Source organism: Pseudomonas extremaustralis (assembly GCF_900102035.1).
GTDB classification, from domain to species: Bacteria; Pseudomonadota; Gammaproteobacteria; order Pseudomonadales; family Pseudomonadaceae; genus Aquipseudomonas; species Aquipseudomonas extremaustralis.
On the sequence record NZ_LT629689.1, the window covers coordinates 4,798,091 to 4,817,784 of the forward strand.

General features: G+C 62.1%; 13 protein-coding genes. 5 read left to right on the forward strand and 8 right to left on the reverse strand.

Annotated features, from left to right (window positions below):
* Positions 1-39 precede the first annotated feature (39 nt).
* From BLR63_RS22015 to BLR63_RS22040, 6 genes are all read right to left on the reverse strand, one after another.
* The gene (locus BLR63_RS22015) at positions 40-5,736 is read right to left on the reverse strand and encodes an Ig-like domain-containing protein (RefSeq protein WP_010565344.1); all 5,697 of its coding nucleotides are present in this window, start codon (positions 5,734-5,736) and stop codon (positions 40-42) included.
* Positions 5,737-5,851: 115 nt separating this feature from the next.
* Complete coding sequence (locus tag BLR63_RS22020; RefSeq protein ID WP_042946898.1) at positions 5,852-6,718, reverse strand: sulfotransferase family protein; 867 nt, start codon at positions 6,716-6,718, stop codon at positions 5,852-5,854.
* 86 nt (positions 6,719-6,804) lie between these two features.
* Positions 6,805-8,418 (reverse strand): glycosyltransferase family 39 protein, encoded by a 1,614-nt coding sequence (locus tag BLR63_RS22025; RefSeq protein ID WP_010565342.1) that lies wholly within the window; start codon positions 8,416-8,418, stop codon positions 6,805-6,807.
* 237 nt (positions 8,419-8,655) lie between these two features.
* Positions 8,656-10,752 carry a biotin/lipoyl-binding protein gene (locus BLR63_RS22030; RefSeq protein ID WP_010565341.1) on the reverse strand — a complete coding sequence of 699 codons (2,097 nt, stop codon included), beginning with the start codon at positions 10,750-10,752 and terminating at the stop codon, positions 8,656-8,658.
* Positions 10,752-12,071, reverse strand: a complete 1,320-nt coding sequence (locus BLR63_RS22035; RefSeq protein WP_042946896.1) for an efflux RND transporter periplasmic adaptor subunit — start codon at positions 12,069-12,071, stop codon at positions 10,752-10,754. The genes BLR63_RS22030 and BLR63_RS22035 overlap by 1 nt, the downstream gene beginning before the upstream one ends.
* Positions 12,068-12,841: an efflux RND transporter periplasmic adaptor subunit gene (locus BLR63_RS22040; protein WP_010565339.1), complete on the reverse strand. Its 774-nt coding sequence runs from the start codon at positions 12,839-12,841 to the stop codon at positions 12,068-12,070. The genes BLR63_RS22035 and BLR63_RS22040 overlap by 4 nt, the downstream gene beginning before the upstream one ends.
* Positions 12,842-13,003: 162 nt before the next feature.
* Here BLR63_RS22040 and BLR63_RS22045 point away from each other — a divergent pair, with 162 nt between their 5' ends.
* The 5 genes from BLR63_RS22045 (at position 13,004) to BLR63_RS22065 (ending at position 18,047) form a co-directional block, all read left to right on the forward strand.
* The gene (locus tag BLR63_RS22045; protein ID WP_010565338.1) at positions 13,004-15,172 is read left to right on the forward strand and encodes a hypothetical protein; all 2,169 of its coding nucleotides are present in this window, start codon (positions 13,004-13,006) and stop codon (positions 15,170-15,172) included.
* Complete coding sequence (locus BLR63_RS22050) at positions 15,169-15,873, forward strand: DUF3142 domain-containing protein (protein WP_010565337.1); 705 nt, start codon at positions 15,169-15,171, stop codon at positions 15,871-15,873. The genes BLR63_RS22045 and BLR63_RS22050 overlap by 4 nt, the downstream gene beginning before the upstream one ends.
* A gap of 79 nt (positions 15,874-15,952) precedes the next feature.
* Positions 15,953-16,678, forward strand: coding sequence for a hypothetical protein (locus BLR63_RS22055; protein ID WP_042946914.1), 726 nt, complete (start codon positions 15,953-15,955; stop codon positions 16,676-16,678).
* Entirely contained in the window at positions 16,675-17,379 is a 705-nt protein-coding gene (locus BLR63_RS22060) for a hypothetical protein (RefSeq protein ID WP_010565335.1), read from the forward strand. Before BLR63_RS22055 ends, BLR63_RS22060 begins: the two co-directional genes overlap by 4 nt.
* Complete coding sequence (locus BLR63_RS22065) at positions 17,376-18,047, forward strand: serine/threonine protein phosphatase (RefSeq protein ID WP_010565334.1); 672 nt, start codon at positions 17,376-17,378, stop codon at positions 18,045-18,047. The genes BLR63_RS22060 and BLR63_RS22065 overlap by 4 nt, the downstream gene beginning before the upstream one ends.
* Before the next feature lie 23 nt (positions 18,048-18,070).
* Here the strand turns inward: BLR63_RS22065 and BLR63_RS22070 are convergent, their stop codons facing one another.
* Together BLR63_RS22070 and BLR63_RS22075 are read right to left on the reverse strand one after the other, a co-directional pair.
* A complete protein-coding gene (locus BLR63_RS22070; RefSeq protein WP_231998094.1) occupies positions 18,071-18,727 on the reverse strand; it encodes a hypothetical protein in 657 nt (218 codons plus the stop codon).
* 103 nt (positions 18,728-18,830) lie between these two features.
* Positions 18,831-19,679 carry an ABC transporter permease gene (locus BLR63_RS22075; RefSeq protein WP_010565332.1) on the reverse strand — a complete coding sequence of 283 codons (849 nt, stop codon included), beginning with the start codon at positions 19,677-19,679 and terminating at the stop codon, positions 18,831-18,833.
* Positions 19,680-19,694: the final 15 nt, after the last annotated feature.

Here is a 19,694-nt window from a genome sequence, read left to right on the forward strand (position 1 = left end):
CGTGGACTGCCCCTGTTACTGCGCCTTGATTTAAGTGTGTCAGGCCTGCATTTCGCTGATGCCGACCTGTTGCAATGCCTGCGCCAGATCAATCACCTGACGCTGTTCCAAGTCCTTGATCTGCTGCAACTGCTGGCCCAGGGTCGGGGCGCCGAATACGCCCCGCAGGCCGTGGGCCGTATCACCGCCGCCCTGGATCGCTCTGCTGTCGAACGCCTTGAAGCCACTGTCGCCACCGCCGCTCTCCCGATTGAACAAGCCCGACAAAGTGCTTGAACCAAACACCCCGCCATCGCCGCCGCCAAAGCCGAGGAAGCCCTGCGCGCCGCCGTTCGCGCCTCCATCGCTGCTGAACACCTGGGCAATGAAGCTAGGCGCCAAGGCACCGTTGTGAATGAAGATGTTGCCGATAGGCGGCAAGCCCGCGCCGACATCACGCTGCTCGAACAATGGCGGGAAGCCGATGGGTGAACCAATGTTGCCCACGGGCCGGCCAAACACGATCGGTTGCAGTGGAATATCCGGCGCGCCGAGTGGTGGTGCCGGATCGGTGACGCGGAACAGCGGGTCGCCGGTCAGGGCACTGGTGTTGACCGCATAGTTGTTCGAGATCGCAATGCCGCTGCCGGCGTTACCGGCGACATCGTTGACCTGGCTGGCGTCCAGCGTGATCACGTTGCTCGCATCGGTGATCGCCGCCGTCGGGGTCAGCGTCGCCGTCCACGTTTTGCCGCCATCGTTGCTGGCCAGGTTGGACAGCACGCCGTTGGCCACACTCAGGTCAGAGAGATTGAGACCGCTGACGACCTCGCTGAAGGTAATGGTGACAGTGGTGGTCTGGCCGATGCCCAGTGTGCCGTTGGCCACGGCAATGGTCGCGGTCGGACGCTGGGTTTCGACCACATAGTTGTTGGAATCGGTGCTGCCGCTGCCCGCGTTGCCCGAGGCGTTTTGCACACCGCTGTTATCCAGGGTGATCACGTTGCTGGTGTCGCTGATCGCGCTGGCCGGTGTGAAGGTGGCCGTCCAGGTCATGCCGCCGTCGCTGCTACTGACGGCGCTCAGCGTGCCGTTGGCGACCGTCAGGTCGGCGTTGGTAAAACCGCTGACCGCTTCGGAGAAGGTAATGGTGACCTGCGAGGTATCACCGATTTTCAGCGCAGTGTCGGCAACGACGACGGTGGCGGTCGGCCGCACTGTGTCGATGGTGAAGTTGCCCGAGTTGGTGATACCGCTGCCGGTGTTGCCGGCCAGGTCGGTGTAGCCGGCGTTGTTCAGGCTGATCAGGTTGGTGGTGTCGCGGGTGTTGCTGCTCGGTGTGAACGTCCCTATCCAGGTGACCCCGCCATCCTGGCTGGTGAGTGCCGAGAGGCTACCGTTGGGCACGTTCAGGTCGCTGTTGTCAAAACCGCTGACGGCTTCCGAGAACGTGACCGTGACCAAAGAAGTTTCGCCCGCCTTCAATACAGGGTCGGCAATCACGATGGTCGCCGTCGGACGCAGGCTGTCGATCATATAGGCGTTGGACGACGTGATACCGGACCCCAAATTACCGGCGATATCGGACACGCCAGTGTTGTCCAGGACAATGTGATTGTTGCTCTGGGTAATGCCTGCCACCGGCGTCAACGTCGCGGTATAGGTGATGTTGTCGTTGGTGCTCAGGTTGCTCAGGGTGCCGTTGTCGGTGGTCAGATCGGCCAGGCTGAACCCGGTCACAGCTTCGCTGAAAGTGACGGTCACCAGCGACGAACTGCCGATCCCCATATGATCGTTGCTCACCACCACCGTTGCGGTCGGACGCTGGGTGTCGATGGCGTAGTTATTGGAATTGCTGGTGCCGATGCCGACATTACCCGACACCGCCGCCTGGACGCCGCTGTTGTCCAGGGTGATCTGGTTGGTGGCGTCGGTTTGGTTGGCGCTCGGGGTGAACGTCGCGCCCCAGGTAATGCCGCCGTCACTGCTGCTGACCGCGCTCAAGGTGCCATTGGTGATCGTCAGGTCGGCATTGCTGAAACCGGTCACGGCCTCGTTGAACGTAATCGTCACTTGGGAGGAATCGCCGATTTTCAGCACCGGGTTGGCCACCACGATGGTCGCCGAAGGCAACACCGTATCGATGGTGTAATTCGCCGAATTGGTGGTGCCCGCGCCTGCGTTGCCGGCCAGGTCGGAGACGCCGGTGTTGGCCAGGGCGATCACGTTGTTCGCGCTGTTGGTGTTTGTCCCTGGAGTGAAGGTCGCGGTCCAGGTGATGCCGGCGTCGGCGCTGCTCAGGCTGCTCAGGCTGCCGTGGCTTGCCGTCAGGTCGGCGAGGGTGAAGCCGGTCACGGCTTCGCTGAAGGTGATGGTCACCAGCGATGTTTCGCCTGCGTGAAGCGCCGGGTCGGCAACCACGATGGTTGCGGTGGGGCGCAGGGTGTCGATGGCGTAGTTGTTGGAGTCAGTGGTCCCGCTGCCCGCGTTGCCGCTGGTGTCGCTATAGCCGGTATTGTCCAGGGTGATGACGTTGGTGGTGTTGGTGACGCTCGCTGTGGGCGTGAAGGTTGCCGTCCAGGTGACGCCACCGTCGCTGCTGCTCACCGCACTCAGGGTGCCACTGGACACGGTCAGGTCAGCGTTGCTGAAACCGACCACGGTTTCCGAGAAAGTAATGGTCACCTGCGAGGTCTGGCCAATGATCAGGGAATCGTTCGCCACCACCACAGTGGCGGTGGGACGCACGCCGTCGATGGCCACGTTGTTCGACGTGGTGCTGCCGCTGCCGGCGTTGCCCGCCATGTCCTGGACCCCGGTGTTGTCCAGGGTGATGTGGTTGCTCGCGTTGACGATACTCGCTGTCGGGGTAAAGGTGGCGGTCCAGGTGGTACCACCGTCGTTGCTGCTGACCGCGCTCAGGGTGCCATTGGACACTATCAGGTCGGCGTTGGTGAACCCGGTCACGGCTTCGCTGAAGGTGATGGTCACCAGCGAGGTCTGGCCGATGCCCAGGTTGCTGTTGGCGAACACGACAGTCGCGGTCGGCCGCACGGTGTCGACCGCATAGGTGTTGGAATTGGTGGTGCCACTGCCGGCGTTGCCCGCGCCATCACTGACTGCGGTGTTGTTCAGGGTGATGACATCGCCGGTACGGATAACCTCGGGGCTCGCAGTCAGGGTTGCGGTCCACGTGAGACCACCATCGTTGCTGCCCAAGTTGCTCAGGATGCCGTCGGCGACGGTGAAGGCGCCGGCGGTGAGCCCGGTGACCGGCTCGCTGAAGGTGATGGTCACCAACGATGTGTTACCGCTGATGTTCAGTGCGGTATCGGACACCACGATGCTCGCGGTCGGCCGCACGGTGTCGATCGCATAGGTATTGGAAGTGGTTGTGCCGGTACCGGCGTTGGTCGCCGTATCGGTATAGAGGGTGTTGTCCAGGGTAATGACATTGCCGCTGCTGCTATTGTTGCTGCCGGTCGGCGTCAGGGTCGCGGTCCAGTGGATATTGTCGCTGGTGGTCAGGTTGCTCAGGGTGCCGTTGGACGCCGACATGTCGGTAAGGCTGAAACCGCTCACCGCTTCGCTGAAGGTAATGTTCACCGTCGAGTTGACCGTGGTGCTCAACGTCGGCGCAACCACCGTAACGGTCGCGGTCGGGCGCACGGTATCGATGGTGAAGTTGTTGGACGAGGTGGTACCGGTCCCCGGTGTCCCCGTCGACGTAGCGGTGACGCCGCTATTGTCGAGGACAATATGGTTGGTGGCGCTGGTCACGCTCGCGCTCGGCGTAAAGGTCGCGGTGTAGGTGATGTTGTCACTGGTATTCAGGGTGCCCAGGGTACCGTTGCTGATCGTCAGGTCGGCGCTGGTAAAGCCGGTCACGGCCTGGTTGAAGGTAATGGTCACCAGCGAGGTGCTGCCGATGTGCTGCGCGGTGTTGGTGACCACGATGGTCGCGGTCGGGGCCGGACTGTAAGCGGTGTTCGCCGTTCCGCCGATATCGTTGAACAGACCGTTGACTGCTGTGGGTTTGCTGCCCGCCGAGGCGTTGGTGGCCAAGCCTCCGTTACCACTGGCACCGGTGTTGGCCGAACCGCCCAGCGCGGCGAAGTTGGCCGCCGTGATCAATACCGTGCCTTTGTTCCAGATGGCACCGACACCCAGGCCACCGTCACCGCCATTCAGAGCAGTGTCGCTGCCGGTAGCCGAACCGCCACCGCCGCCGCCGCCGGCACCGATGTTACCGGTAATCGAGCTGGTGCCGACGATGGTCAGGGTGGCGCCGCTGGCGTTGTAGATACCGCCAGCCGCTCCGCCGCCCTTGCCACCGGCACCATCCCAGCCGGAACCACCCCCGCCGCCGCCGATCGACAAGGCGCCAGAGCTCGCTGTGCCACCCGCGGAGCCGTTGGTATAACCCCCGAGACCGGTCGAGCCGGCGCCACCGACGCTCGAACCGCCGCGACCGCCCATGGTGTAGGCGCCCCCGCCTGCCCCCCCAAGGTTGGTTGAACCTGCGATACCGGCGTACAGGCCGGCCCCGGAGTTGCCGCCAGTCCCGCCGATGCCGCCGCCCAACGCGCCGCCACCACCACCGCCACCGCTGGCATTACTAACGCTCGCGCCACCACCACCGCCGCCGCCTGAGGCCGCGTTCGCTGTCACGCTGACATTATTCAGGGTCAGGACACCGAAGTTACTTATCCCCGCCCCCAACAAATTGGCTGCGGTGGCACCGCTGCTATTGGCGCTGCCATTGCCGCCGTTGCCAGCCGCTAGACCCTGGGTGATAACCAAGCCGTCCAAGGTCGCGGTGACACCGCTGTTAACCTTGAGCACCTGGGTCTTGTACTGCCCGCTGAGAGTCACGTCAGCAACGCCGTCGAGGTTCAGGTCGCCTTCGACGGTCAGGTTCTTGCTGATGACCAGTTGCGAATTCAAGTTGACCGTCATGTTGGCGTTGAAGGTGATGATGTCGCCCGCCACCGCGCTGCTCAGGGCCGAGCGCAGTGAGCCGACGCCGCTGTCGGCATTGCTGGTCACGGTAATGGTCGCCAGGCCGTACTGGTAAGCGGCCAAAGCGTCGGTCGAGAGTACGTTGTGGCTTTCGATGGAGCCGGTGGCGACTTCCAGGGTCCAGTCGCCGCCCAGGCCGGTGCGGTTGGTGGACGCGGCGATATCGCGCCCGGTCAGTTGCGCCAGGGAATCGACAAAGTTGATGCCCTTGTCGCCGGCGGCGGTGTTACAGGCGTAGATCAGGATATCGCCGCCCACGTTCATGTCCTGGCCGATCTGCGCCAGCACTTCGCTGCGGGCCGCGACGTTGTCGGCGGACAAATAGGTATTGCCCAGCCACAGGTCACCGGCATTGCCGTGGGCGATGATCTGCACCGAGCTGACGCCCTGATGGCTGCCCAGGTAATCGGCGATCTGCTGCAGGCCGTCCCTGCTGGCATCCAATTGCACCACTTGGGTGCCGGGGGCGACGCCCTTGAGCAGTTCGGCGGAATCCTTCACGCGGGCATCGACAAACACCACGCTTTGCCCCGGCACGGCAACCGGTGCGGGGGTGGCGGGCGCGTCGGACTGCGGGTGGCTTTCGCTGCCGGTGGCGGCGCGTTCGGTGGTCGCCGGCGCCTTGGCTGCGGCATCTGCGGTGGCGGTGGCGTGGCTGTCAGCCTGGGCCGCATCGGCCACAGTGGCGGCCACGGCGCCGTCGAACAGCATGCGCGGTTCCAGGGACATAATCATCGGCGTCGCCAGGGTGCTGGCATTGGTTGTTGCTGGCCGTGCCTTAACGTTGTTCCACCACATGCTGCTCACCCGTCGGTCGAATACTGATTCCCACAATGAAAAAAAACCGCGATCAACTGATCGCGGCATCGGCTTTGGTACGGATCACATTGGCGGCACTGGAAGTGCCATCACGCCAAAAAGACATATGCGCGAACTGCTCGAACAGATCGGGCGGCAGAATGGTGCGCCGAGGCTGCAATTCCACCTTCGGCTTGACCCGATGCAAACCGCTCACGCCGAGGGCATCATCGAAGTCCGGCGCGTCGTAGCTCAGGTGCTCGAAATCGTGCTCGAACCAAGGCTCGCCGATAAATTCGTAGACCAGCCGCATGACCCGCTCGGGGGCCTGGGAGAGCAAGTCGTAGTCGACGACCAGCATCGAGCCGGCATGTTCACCGTAGTACGCCTCTTTGAGCGCCGACCAAGCGTACCCCACCAGGCGATTGCGCTGGCCGAGGGTTTCAACGCGGCTATAGACGGTGTTGCGCTCGACGTCGTCGTTGAACAGCTTGGTGTTTTCGAACGGGTTAGCGCGGTACACACGCTCGAGGCTGTCCATGATCCACGCCACGTTGCGCACGCAGGCAATCACCTTGGCCTGGGGGAACAGGTCATGCAGCGCCGGCATGCGGGCGCACCATTGGCGATTGGTATCGAACACCACCGGAACAGGGGCGCGATCGGCGTAATAGGCATCGAACAACCCGCGCAGCAAGCGGCGCCGGGTATTGGCATCGATGACCGAACCGAACTCGCTGCCGGCACTGCATTGCCCCAACACGCCGTTGAACAGGGGGCCCACGGGGCTACTCATGCCAGCGTGAAAGCGCGGGTTCTGCAAGAGGATCGCAGAAAGCAGCGTCGAGCCCGAACGGGGCAAACCGGAGATAAAGTGATACTGCAATCCATTCACCGCTTTTGTAGGACAAGAATCCATTTGTGTCCAAATCGTAACTGATGATTACAAACTTCACTAGTGGTCAATTGCCACTGTTTTGATATTCCACTCATTCCGAATGGATATTAGCGACACCCCTCTGATTGCGATGACTCTGGGCCGAGGCATAGCACGAATAGTCGCGCCCTGGCACCGCCACCGTCCTGCTGCATTATTTGACGCCATCCGTCCGGCAGCGGCGCAAAATCGTCCGGCGCTTCGTTGCTGCTGATCAGCCAGACACGCTGGGTAGTGGCCGGCAATGCCGACAAGCGGTCGAGGTAAATACGCCCGCCGTCCTGATCCACCAGGGTGCCAAACCCATAGGAGTTCGGCCGCGTCGGTGTGCCATCAGGCTTGGGCGGGGTGTAAAGCTGCAATTGGGCGTCGGTGCGGTCGTAATACACGTAGCTGAGGTACCACAGCATGTCGCTGAGGACGATGCGGTCACCTTCCTGGTAGTTGCGATTGACGAACTCCACCGGCACGTTGAATTGGTCATCCACATCCACGGTCGCGTTGTTCTTCACCCCCAGCAGTTCCACACCGAGGCACAGCACGAACAATGCCGCGCCCAGCCATGCAAGGCGCCTGGGCAGACGGTCGATGGCCAGCGCCAGGAGGATCGGCAAAGCCAGGGCATAGACGGTGAGGTAACGCTCGATAAACACCGACGAGATAAACGAAACCCCGTACACCAACAGCAGCGGCAGCAGGAAAAACAGCGCCAACAGCCCGGCCGGCCGGTAGCGCCCCTTATCGTGCCAGGCGCAGACACCGACCACGGCCACCAGCAGCAGCGGGAATGACCAGAACAGCACTGGCCTTAAGCCAAGGCCTTCATCCTGCAACATAAACTGCCAGATCATCGACGGCACAGAGAACAGGTTGACCGGCGCTTCCCAGCCGATGTCGCCGCCGACCTTGAGCTGCTCGACATGCTGCACCAGGCCCACCAGGTTCGGCAGCCAGGGCAGGTACACCAGCACGATCCCGACGTTGGCCAGCCACCAGGCCGGACGCGTGATCAAGCGCCGAGCGGATGGTTGGGACGCACTCAACAGCCCCAGCCAGGCCCAATGCACCAATACACACAACGCGGTGAAGTAATGGGTGTAGAAACCGGCCGCCATCAGCAGCCCATACACCAGCAGGTAGCGTGTGCGCGCGGGTTGGCGCACCCAATACACCAGCGCCAGCGTCGCGCCCAGCAGCCACACGCCGAGCAGCGAGTACATACGCACTTCCTGGCTGTAGCGCACCGCGCTGGGAAACAGCGCCAACAGCACACCCGCCAGCACTGCGGCGCGAAAGGTCGACAACTGCCGCGTGAGCCAGATGCCCAGGCCCACCACGACCACGCCGGGAATCGCACTCATGCTGCGAATCGACCAGATGCCATCGCCGAACAGCTCGATCCAGCCGCGCAGCAAGAAGAAATACAACGGCGGATGCACATCGTGGGCGGCGTGAAACCACAGGTCGGCCGCCGCATATTGGCTGAGCAGCAGGCTCGAACCTTCGTCGCCCCAGATCGCTGCGGCGGTCAGTCCATAAAAACGCACGGCAAGCGCCAGCGCCAGAATCGGCACCCACCATAACCGGCGCAACCAACCGCCATCTTCGCGGGCCTCCGCGAGGCGATTGGCGGCCGAAATCACCCCAACTTTGTCGTCTTGCTCTACCACAGACCGTTGCACCCCAATTCCCCTGCCACTGCCCATTTCCTGGGCCAAACCTGCGCACGCGCAAACAAGCGCCACTCTAGGACAAAAGCCCCGGATTCGCTCGTTGTTTCGCAACCGGCGGGCAGCGGGGAAACCTGCGTCTACAGGCAGTGATGAGGCCGGATCAAAGGCACTACTGCCCCTGAACGGTGCACATCCGCAGAGGTCTGGGCTGGCGGTCCAGATCCAACGTGCGACCGATGCGCTCCGTCAGAATCCGCTTTCCCGCACGCCCAAGGCCGCGGCTCGGCGCCAGGCCACGCCCAGCACCGACTCGCTGCGCCCTTGCAACACCACCACGCCGCGCAACGGTTGATGGGGGGTGGCGATCGGTTGCGCACTGCGTAGCCGCACGCCGTACTGCGCCTGCACCGGCGCCGGGCGCTGGTTTTCGTCGCGGCGCACGGCAATCGGCCCGTGGTGGTCAGAGGTCAGGGCTTCCTGATCCAGATAGGCCACGCCATTGGCATCGATATCGGTCAACACCACCGGAATGGCAGCGCGCATCGGGTCATCGGCGATAAACCGCCCGGTCGCCCCCGGCGCCACCCGCCACAGCTCGGCTTCCTCCAGATAACCGCGCAGGCGCGCACCCTCTTCGACCACTTGCGCCAGCGGGTCTTTAGGCGACAGCCAACGGCCCACGCTCAACTGCGGCAACACGTCGCGCACGGTGCCGGCATGGGGGGCGCGCAATAACAGGCGTTCACGCTGGGCGGCGAGCCCGCGATATTCGGCCAGGGCCTGGGACAAGCGCTGATCGTTGATCCCGGCGTCGGCCGCGGTTTCACTGCGCCCAGCCTGGCGACGCATCTGCAACTGCAGGATCTCCACTTCGCGGCGCACGATGCTTTGCCGCGCGTCCAGGTCCGGCGATTCCAATTCGATCAGCACCTGGCCCTGGGTCACGACTTGCCCATCCACCACCCGCAACTGTTTCACCCGCGCCGCCACCGGCGCGTGCAAGGCACTGGCGCGCCCGGCCTCGAGCATGCTCGGCAACTCCACGGCACTGCGCCACGGCACCACCAGGGCCAGCACGATCAACAGCAGGCCCAGGCCGCTGAGCAGTACCCGCGGCGCATGGGCCTGGCTGCGGCGACTCCACCATTCGCGCCACTCCTTGAAGATCGGCAGGCAGATGAACCACACCAGTTCCACCAGCATCAGAAAGATCCCGAGCAGCTTGAAGAACAGGTGATACACCGCCAGGGCGATCCCCAGGAACAGCGCCGCCCGCCACAACCAGGCCAGGTAGCCCCACCACAGCAGGCGCCGTTGCATATTCGGCGCCCAGGGTTCCGGCGCCGGTTCGCCATAGCCGAACAACCACTCGCGCAGGCGCCAACGGCAAAGGGCGAAGGCGCGGCCTTGCAGGTTGTCGACGCCCCACAGGTCACTGATCAAAAAGTAACCATCGAAGCGCATGAAGGGGTTGAGGTTGATCGCCAGGGTGGTCAGCCATGTCGCACTGGCCAGCATGAACGCCGCCGTGCGCGCCGCGCCGTCCGGCAGCAGCGACCAGGCCAGCAAGGCCACGCAGGCCAGCAACAATTCGGCCATCACCCCACCGGCGCCGATCAGCAACCGCGCGCGCCGATCATTGACCCGCCAGGCATCACTCACATCGGTGTAGAACATCGGCAGCAACACCATGAACGCCACGCCCATGCTTTGCACGCGACACCCGGCACGCTTGGCCATGAAGGCGTGGCCGAACTCATGGCACAACTTGGCAAAGAACAACGCCGCGCCAAACGCCAGGGCCCCGCCGAGGCTGAACAGATGCGGAAACGTCGCGAGAAAGCGCTGCCAGTCCCGCGCCACCAGAAACACGCCCAGGCCCAGGGTCAGCGGCAAACCGTAGCGCAACAGCCCCGGCCCGAAGCGCGCCAGCCACGGCCAGGCGCGGTTGAGGAATGCATCCGGGCGCCACAGCGGGATGCGAAAGAACAAATATTGATGCAGCAGGATTTGCCACAGGCTTTGCTTACGGGCGGCGGCCTTGTAGGCGTAACTGGCTCGTTGCTGCGGGTCCAGCGCGGCGATCAGGTCATGGGCGCGCAGGAAACTCAGCAGCTCATCCACTTCGCTGGCGCCCAGGGGCAGGCCCGGCTCACGGTTGGCGGCTTGCAGGACGTGTTGCGGGTCGCCCAGGGACCAATGGCGCAGCAGCCGAATGGCGGTGGTGCCGAGCTTGAAGTAACGCCCGCGCACCGGGTCGGCCAGGGTCCAGCGCGGCGAACCGTCCAGGGCCGCGCCGGCGCTGGACAGTTGCAAGTCTTCACGCAGTGGGGGCAGGTTCATCAGAGGCCAACGCTCTGGCGCAAGCCAGCCAATGGCCGACGCAACAGGTACAGGGCCAGGGGCGCGCGCTCACCGAAGAGCTTCGCCGTGCCGCGCAGGCCGATGCGTGGCGGTGCCTCGTCGAAGCGTGCATCGAGGCGATAGGCGAGTTGCCCGCCGGGCGTGGGCTGCGCCTCGTAGGCGGCGCGTTGCAAGGTGGCGAGGTGGCGCTGCAACGGGTCGCTGTCGAGGAACAGCGCGACCTGGGCGTCGGGCGCCAAGGCGATGGCATCGCCCACCGCCAGTTCGATGCGCAACTCCGCTTGGCCGGGGTCGGCGATCTGCAGCAGACGTTCGCCGGTCTGCACCGGTTTGCCGGTCCAACGCTCGGCGTCGGCAAACACCGCGATACCATCACGCTCGGCGCGCACTTCGCTGCGCTTGAGCAGTTCGCGGGCGTAGTCGCGCTCGGCGCGTTTTTGCTCGACCCGAGCCGCGAGCAGGTCAATACGCGAACTCGACTCGGCATCGGCAAAGGCACGTTGGGAATTGGCCTTGAGTTCCGCTTCGGCCACACCCAAGGCGCGCGCCGCCACATCGGCCTGGGCCGTGAGGGTGGTGCTTTCGAAGCGCAGCAGCAAGTCGCCGGTTTTCACCGTCTGGTTGGGCTTGACCAGGAACTCGGCGATCACCCCGTCCAACGGCGCCGCCACCACCTGACCGGCCAACGGCACCACTTCAGCGGGCGCCAGTACCGATTGGCGCACCGGAATCAGCAGCATCAGCAGTAACGCGACCACCACCAGCACCTGGCGCTTGCGGGTCAGGCGCAGCCGCCATGGCTGGCGCGGTTGCAGGGCGCGCCAGGCGTGGCTGTAGGTATCGCCCAACTGCGCCAGCAGCACTTGCTCGGCCGGGTTCCAGGCGATATCCCGCGCCAGCCACACACCACCGAACACGCGGCCTTGCGGGTCGATCAAGGGCAACCAGAACACATGGCCGGCGGACAGGCTCTGCCAGTCGGCCTGCAGTTGCGCACTCAATTGCGCGGCCGGCACTTCCCGGGCGGTCTGGCCCAGCCCGAGTTTGTGCAATTGCGCCACGGCCTGCTCGACGAAGGCCACGAACGGCGCATTCGGGTCGATGCTGCTCACCGCCGTCACCGCCCGCACCTTGCCGGCGATCAACAGTGCCGCATGACGGTAGCCGAACAGCGGTTGCCCATCGTTGACCAGGCTGTAGGCCAATTGCTCAGTGCTGTGGGCCGCGCGGGTCTGGCGCTCCAACTCGAGAAACTGCGCGAATACCCGCTCGACATTGCCCGTCATCGGCGCGTTCATTGCAGTTGGGCAAAGTGAGCGGTGCCGCTCATGCCGGCCATCAACCCACTGGCATTGGGCAAGGTCGCGACCAACAACAAGGTCTGGCTGCCTTCGTCGATGCGGGCGCCAAGGCGTTTGACGGTGGCGCTGAACGCCTTGCCAGTTTCATCGGGGGTGAAACTGAACGTCTGTCCGGGCTTGAGCTTGCCCATCCAGCGCGACGGCACCAGCAGGTGGATCTCCAGGCTGCGGTTGTCGACGATTTCCAGCAGCGGCGCGCCGGCCGAGACGCTTTCATAGCGCTGGACTTTGCGCTGCACCACTTGGCCGTCATACGGCGCCAGCACGCTGCAGCGCTTGACCTGCACCTGATAGACCTGGGACTGGGCCTGGGTTTCGGTGAGTTTGGCTTCGGCGCGAGCCACTTCAAACCGGCCGACCGAATTGAGCGCCGCCAGTTGTTTGTTGTGCGCCAGTTCTTCGCTGGCGCCACGGCTGGCGGCCGAGGCGGCATTGAGCTGGGCCTGGTAGGCCGAGCAATCGAAACGCGCCAGGGTGTCGCCTTTCTTGAACGACTCGCCCTCGCTGAACGGCAGCTCGACAATCCGCCCCGACAATTCACTGGCGAGCATCGCCTGGTCACGGGCACGCAATACACCACGGGCTTCACTGTCAGCGCTAACGGCCACTGCGGGCGCAGGGTCCAACAGCGGATCGTCCGCCATGGCCATCTGCGCCAGACTCACCAAGCAGGAAAATCCCAGCACCGATCTATATAACAACTTCATACACTTGACCTCCCTGGCGATGTGCGCAGTCTAAGGTAGCAGAGTTAAATTGCCACTACCCCAAGTCAGACAAACCAACAATTTCTGTAGGCCTTCGCCGAAGCTTTCGTCGGATCAAGTTATGATTGGCGCCCTCCAAGGACTCAGGATCAAGGACACCTCATGCGCATCGGTTTTCTGTCACCCCTGGCACTGGCACTGCTCGCCAGCCTCTCCCAGCCGGTACTCGCCAGCTCCGATGACTCGTGCTACCCCGACTGGAGGGTCTCGCGGGACAGCCTGGACACCTGCAACAATCTGCCGTTCCTGAGCCCCGGCAATGACAGCCGGACCAACCTGCGCCTGTTGCTGGCCGACAAAAAAGCCGCACCCCTGGCCCCGAACGCCTTGGGCGAGGACGACCTGTCCCAAGGGTTCGGCTCGGTGCCGTTCCCGGTGTATCGCCTGGTGCCGATCACCGCCGCGCCAGCCGAACCGGATAACACGCCGCACGCCTCACCCAGCGCCGAACTCGACACCTTGCTCCAGCCATTGGGCATCAAGCGCGACGAATACAAAGCAGCGGGGGCTGACTTCCTGAATGGCGAAGGCAGCCGCTGCCGCAGCAACGACGATGACAGCGCCACCGCCTTTATCCGCCAGGTGCTCAAGGCCGATATACCGGCGGTCGAACGCGAGCGACTGGTGAAGGCGCGTTTGCAATTGCTCACGGCCTGTTCCTGGGAAGGCCAAGTGGTGGATCCACAGCAGATTCAATCCAGCGAAGGCCAACTGTTTCGTACATACCTGCAGGCCGCCGCCGACTTTTATAGTGGCCGTTTCAGTGACGCCGAGCGCGGTTTCGCCGGCGCCAGCGTCAGCAATGTGCCCTGGCTGAAGGAAACCGCGCTGTACATGACCGCGCGAACATCACTGAACCAGGCGCAGGCCGACGCCTTCGACGAATACGGCATGCCGCAACTCGAGCATGTGGATAAGTCCGCCCTGAGCGCCGCCGAAGAAGGCTTCCTCGGTTACCTGAAGACTTATCCACAGGGTGATTACGTCGCCTCCGCCCGTGGCCTGCTGCGCCGGGTGTATTGGCTGGCGGACGATCAAGCCAAGCTCGCCGAGGCCTACGCCTGGCAATTGACCCAAGCCACCGACGCCCAGCGCAACGTGTCCGTGGATGAGCTGGTGGCCGAGGCCGACCTCAAGCTGCTGATGGGCAATAGCAACGCGGTCAAGAACCCGATGATCCTGCTCGTCAGCGACCTGATGCGGATGCGCGCTCACACGCCGCCCGCCCTCACCCGCGCCGACCTCGATCAACAAAAGGCCGTGTTTGCCGACGCCCCCGCGCTGTTCGACTACCTGCAAGCGGCGTATGCCCTGTACGTTGAGCATCAACCCGACAACGCACTGAAGCACTTGCCCCAGGACGTGCCGTCGAACCCGGATTACTTCGCCTTCAGCCAACAGACCCTGCGCGGCCTGGCCCTGGAAGCCAAGCAAGACTGGAAAGCCGCCGAAACCCTGTGGCTGCAACTGCTGCCGCTGGCCAAGCAACCGTTGCAACGCGACCAGTTGGAGCTGGCCCTGGCGATGAACTACGAACGCAGCGGCCAGTTGGCCAAGGTGTTCGCCGCCGATTCGCCGATCGGCGCCAAACAGGTGCGCTACATCCTGCTGCGCCACATCGCCGGGCCGGACTTGCTACGCCAGCAGATCGCCCAGGCCCGCGACCCGCTGGAGCGCCAGACCGCCCAATTCGTGCTGCTCTATAAAGACCTGCTGCGCGGCCAGTTCGCCACCTTCAACGACGACCTCAAGCACCTGCCGGCGTCGGCCCCGGACGACAAACTGGGTACCAGCCTGGGTTATGTCTATAGCGCCAGCCAGACGTTGAAACTGTTCCAGTGGAACGGCGACAAGGCCGAATCGGGCTACGCCTGCCCGAGCATTGCGCAAACCGCCGCAACCTTGCAGAACGATGCGAAAAATCCCCACGGCCTGAACTGCTTCGGCGAGTTCATCCTGCGCAACAACCTCGACGGCATGCCCATTGAACAGGCACGCGCCGCCGGCAGCCTGGGCAGCACGCCATCGGACTTCAAGGGCGACACCTTCTCGCGGCTCGACGGCTACCAACAGGTGATCGGCAACCCCAAGGCGCCGAAAGCCGACAAGGCCTACGCGCTGTTCCGCGCCATCAACTGCTACGCGCCCGCCGGCTATAACAGCTGCGGCGGCACCGACGTCGCACCGGCCGTGCGCAAGGCCTGGTTCCGCCAACTCAAGACGGGCTTTGCCGACACGCAGTGGGGCAAATCCCTGCAGTACTACTGGTGAAGACGCTGTGGCTCGGCTTGCTGTTGCTGGCAAGCCCGGCTTTCGGTGCGGTCGACGCCCGCGACTATGACGCTTTCTGGCTGTGGAGCGGCGTCGCTCCGCAACCGGTACTCAAGCAGGCGAAAACCCTCTACATCCTCCAGGGCCAGATCAACGCCACACGCCGCGCACCTCAGCGCGGCGTGCAATTGATCGCCCAGGGCATCAGCGTGCCGCGTCTCACTGAAGGCGATGTCTGGATCGTCTACCGCGCCCACACCCTGCACTGGCCGGAACAGGTCTACACCCAACTACTCGGCCAGGTACAACGCTGGCGCGACGCCGGCAACCCGGTGGTCGGCATCCAGATCGACTTCGACGCCCGCACTCAATACCTGCACGAATACGCCACCTTCCTGCGTGACCTGCGCCAGCGCCTGCCCGCCGACCTGCGCCTGAGCATCACCGGCCTGATGGACTGGAGCAGCAACGCCGACCCCACCGCCATCGCCCAACTCAAGGGCGTGGTGGATGAGGTGGTGGTGCAGACATATCAGGGGCGCCACAGCATCCCGGACTACGCCGCGTATTTGCCGCGGATGAACCGGTTGGGGGTGCCGTTCAAGATTGGGTTGATTCAGGGCGGGGAGTGGCAGGCGCCGGGGTATTTGCAGGAGAGTGAGTGGTTTCGGGGGTATGTGGTGTTTTTGCGCAATCCCTGACCTGCCTTGACATAGGTATCAAAGCATGCAAGAAATCGCCCACAGTCCATGGACAGTGGACACTTGGATTTCGTTGCAGATGAAAAGTCAAGACATCGTACTTCTCTTCAAACTAATCAGCCTGGACCTTCAAGCCAAGGGCGAGCGCGTCAAAAAGCGCGAGTTCACGGTCATACGCGACCTCGACGAAGCCATGCTTCTGGCTCCCAAGGAGCCCCAGGCTTACTTCGACCATTTTCCCAATCTTCGCCTTGCAGGAAATTCCGAGAAGATCGAACTTTCTCCTGCCGAACTATGGGAAGGGTGGGAGGACATCGAGGACACAGAAAGTGTGCCCAACATCGAGAGCTACTCCGTGAGGGCCCTTTCAGCCTCGCTCATGCTGAGCAAAAGCGAAGTGTCCAACTCGATGAATCGCTGTCGAGAGATTGGGCTCATTTACAGCGATTTACCGAGCGGGAAACCAACAGTCAGGAGCATGGCTCTTTTAGACTTCGTCAAGTATGCGATCCGCTATGTATTCCCAGCCAAACTTGGCCCTATTGTCCGAGGCATTCCTACCGCTTTTGCTGCACCGATAATGGCGGGCAAAGTCATGACTGGTGGCGATCTCATTCCGGTGTGGCCGGATGCTTATGGGAAGAGCAAAGGACAGGAGGTTCTGCCGTTATTTAGAACCGTGCCTGGCGCAGTCAAGAAAGATGAACTGCTCTATCACTTCCTGGCCCTGGTAGATGCCATCCGTATTGGCGGCCCTCGCGAGGCAAAAGTGGCGGACGCCATCCTGAGGGAGTGGATCCTATGACGCCCAGCCGAACAATGATGCTGCAAATGCTCGAAGAGGTCGCAAAGGCGCTGGGAGAAGAGCTATGTAAGCAAGTCGCCTTTGTCGGCGGATGTACCACTGTCTTGCTTATCACCGACGAATACACCCTTGAGTCGATTCGTGGCACCGATGATGTGGACTTGGTCATTCATCTGACAGGCACACCTGATTGGTATCGGCTGGAAGAAAACCTGAAACCCAGAGGCTTCAAAAATACCGGCCAGGACTCCGTCACCTGCCGTTTACGACTAGGTAGTTTGAAAGTCGATTTCATGCCAACCGACGAAAAAGTACTGGGCTTTTCCAATACTTGGTTTGTCGGCGGTCTAGAAAATGCCATCGATTACACACTCCCCGACGGAACATCCATAAGAATATTTGCAGCGCCATGGTTTCTCGCAGCAAAACTTCAGGCTTATCAGGGTCGAGGTCATGGCGACGTACTGATGTCCAATGACATCGAAGACATCATCGCCTTGCTGGACGGAAGAGAAGAACTCGTAGAAGAAATGAAGCGAGCGAGTGCTGAGCTCCAACACTTCGTGAGCAGTCAATTTACCGCATTGATGAGACTGTCAGCGTTTCGCGACGTCATCCAAAGCACCGCCCAGAACCAGGATCGGGAGACGTTGCTCTATGAGCGCCTGAAAACGCTAGTTGGATTGGGAGTGAGCGCTTGATCCTAGAGTTGAGCCTCAGCCAGAAAGGAACTGATAGAACAGAAAACCGCGACGTCATCGGTTCGGCTCAACGCACGGGAGCGTACCTCTACGTGATCGCTGATGGAACCTCCAAGCCAGCCAGTGGCGACTTGGCGCGCGCCTTGACTCATCATCTGCTGAAGTCGTTTTCCCGCGCAGAGTTGACGGTTACATCGTGCCCCGATAAAGCATCGAAGCTGTTACTCGACTCACTCAGCGAAGTGCATTCAAAGCTTTGCCCAGACTTTCCATTTGCCTCCACCAGCTACCTTGCGCTGCTGGTGATCGGTCAGACGACAATATCCATTCACGCAGGTGACTGTTGCCTTGGATATCTGGGAAAAGATCGGAACATGATCTGGCTAAGTTCACCCCACTGCGGCCCCAACTGGAAAGGTGACCTGAGCCATTCATTCATCGCCGACAGCCCTGCCCGCAAGATACTGCTCAACTGCATGAGTCACCGCAGACCTCATGAACCAACGGTTGAGTTCATGCAGACCGTTGCGGACAGGACATGGATTTTGGCAACAGATGGGTTTTGGGCCGAACTTTCAATGGCAGACCAGCTTAAGGCCATCGCAGAGCAAACTCTCGACGATTGCTCAACAGAAGACGACGCCACCGTCATGCTATTGCGCTCTTAGACACAACACCGGGTCCGGGAAAATCAGGCCAGCTCTTGCTCAAAAAGCGCAGACACAAGACCCACGCCCCACATACCCAGCCCGATCACGATCCAAACTCCATTCGACCAGGTCAGGTGTTTGTTCGCCTCACCGTGGGAATCATCCTCGATCCGGTTCACTGCGCCCTGCACCTGCAGGACCAGGGATACGTGCACGATCGCCAGGCAGATGGCCAACATGAATGTGATCAAGGGCGCGGCGAACCAGATGTAGGTAAACGGCAAGAGCGCGAAGAAGATCATCCCCAGGGCAAGACTTTGCGGCCGCCAAGGGTAGGACACACCGTCGAGCGCCAGCTTGTCCCGGATCTTCATCACCAGCGAATAAATGAAAAATATCGCGAAGAATGCTCGGACCAGCGGCAATACCTTTGCGCCGGTCGACTGCCGGTAGCAGTCCCACTGTTTGTAGAACCAATAGAAGGAATAAAGGCCCTGGGACAGCAGCACCATCAGCACCAGCTTGCGCGGAGCGACCACGAAGAACGTGGGTTGGCGCGGGGCGGACGGGCTGCCTAAATCCGCTTGCGGAGGAGCGTAGGGGTTTTCAATGACAGACATTTGGATAGCTCGCAGGAAATAATTGACGCAAAAGCTTAAAGCCCACGCCTCGCGATTTTTTCCTGCTGCGAAAATCAAGAACGCTCCTACATTCAACGTTACGGTTTCAGTACCGCACATGCGCCACCGGGTACACCGACTCTCCACCGAGTTGTAGATAGCCTGACCCTGGTTGAGTGAATCAGCGCTGCATGCCCCAGCGCTTGACCGTCAAGCGTTCGAAAGTGTCGAACACCAGGTTTTCCACCAGCAGGCCGATCAGGATCACCACCGCCAACCCGGCGAATACCTTGTCGGTGTACAGCTCATTGCGGTTCTGGAAGATGTACCAGCCCAGGCCGCCCTTGCCGCTGGTTGCACCGAACACCAGCTCGGCGGCGATCAACGTGCGCCAGGCGAATGCCCAGCCGATTTTCAGGCCGGCGAGGATCGACGGCAGTGCCGCCGGGATCAGGATGAACAGCACAAAGCGCATGCCCTTCAACCCGTAGTTGCGACCGGCCATGCGCAGGGTTTCGGACACCCCGCGAAACCCCGAATAGGTGTTGAGCGCCAATGCCCACAATACCGAATGCACCAGCACGAAAATCAGGCTGTTCTGGCCCAGCCCAAACCACAACAGCGCCAGCGGCAGCAGGGCAATGGCCGGCAACGGGTTGAACATCGAGGTCAGGGTGCTGAGCAAATCTCGGCCCAATTGCGTCGAGACCGCCAACGTGGTCAAGGCAAACGCCAGCACGATGCCGATCAGATAGCCCTTGACCAGCACCACCAGCGAGATGCTGACTTTGCTGAGCAATTCGCCGCTCAGCAGCCCGTCGTAGAGCGCGTGAAACGTCTGCAAGAAGCTCGGCAGCAACAGGTCATTGTTCTGGTAGCGCGCAACGGCTTCCCAGAGGATCGCGAGCACGATCAGGATCAAGCCTTTGCGCAACCAGCCTTGTTGCCACAGGCGTTGGCGCAGTGGCAGTTCGCGTTCCACAGGGACGCTGAGCAGCGGTTCGAGGGTGATTTCATATTCCTGGCGCATGGACGCTCCTGAAAA

Bases quoted from the DNA above. Each gene is read 5' to 3' on its own strand.
- BLR63_RS22030 (WP_010565341.1), bottom strand. From the start codon at position 10,752: ATGAACCTGCCCCCACTGCGTGAAGACTTGCAACTGTCCAGCGCCGGC.
- BLR63_RS22060 (WP_010565335.1), top strand. From the start codon at position 16,675: ATGACGCCCAGCCGAACAATGATGCTGCAAATGCTCGAAGAGGTCGCA.
- BLR63_RS22040 (WP_010565339.1), bottom strand. From the start codon at position 12,841: ATGAAGTTGTTATATAGATCGGTGCTGGGATTTTCCTGCTTGGTGAGT.
- BLR63_RS22045 (WP_010565338.1), top strand. From the start codon at position 13,004: ATGCGCATCGGTTTTCTGTCACCCCTGGCACTGGCACTGCTCGCCAGC.
- BLR63_RS22035 (WP_042946896.1), bottom strand. From the start codon at position 12,071: ATGAACGCGCCGATGACGGGCAATGTCGAGCGGGTATTCGCGCAGTTT.
- BLR63_RS22020 (WP_042946898.1), bottom strand. From the start codon at position 6,718: ATGGATTCTTGTCCTACAAAAGCGGTGAATGGATTGCAGTATCACTTT.
- BLR63_RS22075 (WP_010565332.1), bottom strand. From the start codon at position 19,679: ATGCGCCAGGAATATGAAATCACCCTCGAACCGCTGCTCAGCGTCCCT.
- BLR63_RS22015 (WP_010565344.1), bottom strand. From the start codon at position 5,736: ATGATTATGTCCCTGGAACCGCGCATGCTGTTCGACGGCGCCGTGGCC.
- BLR63_RS22055 (WP_042946914.1), top strand. From the start codon at position 15,953: ATGAAAAGTCAAGACATCGTACTTCTCTTCAAACTAATCAGCCTGGAC.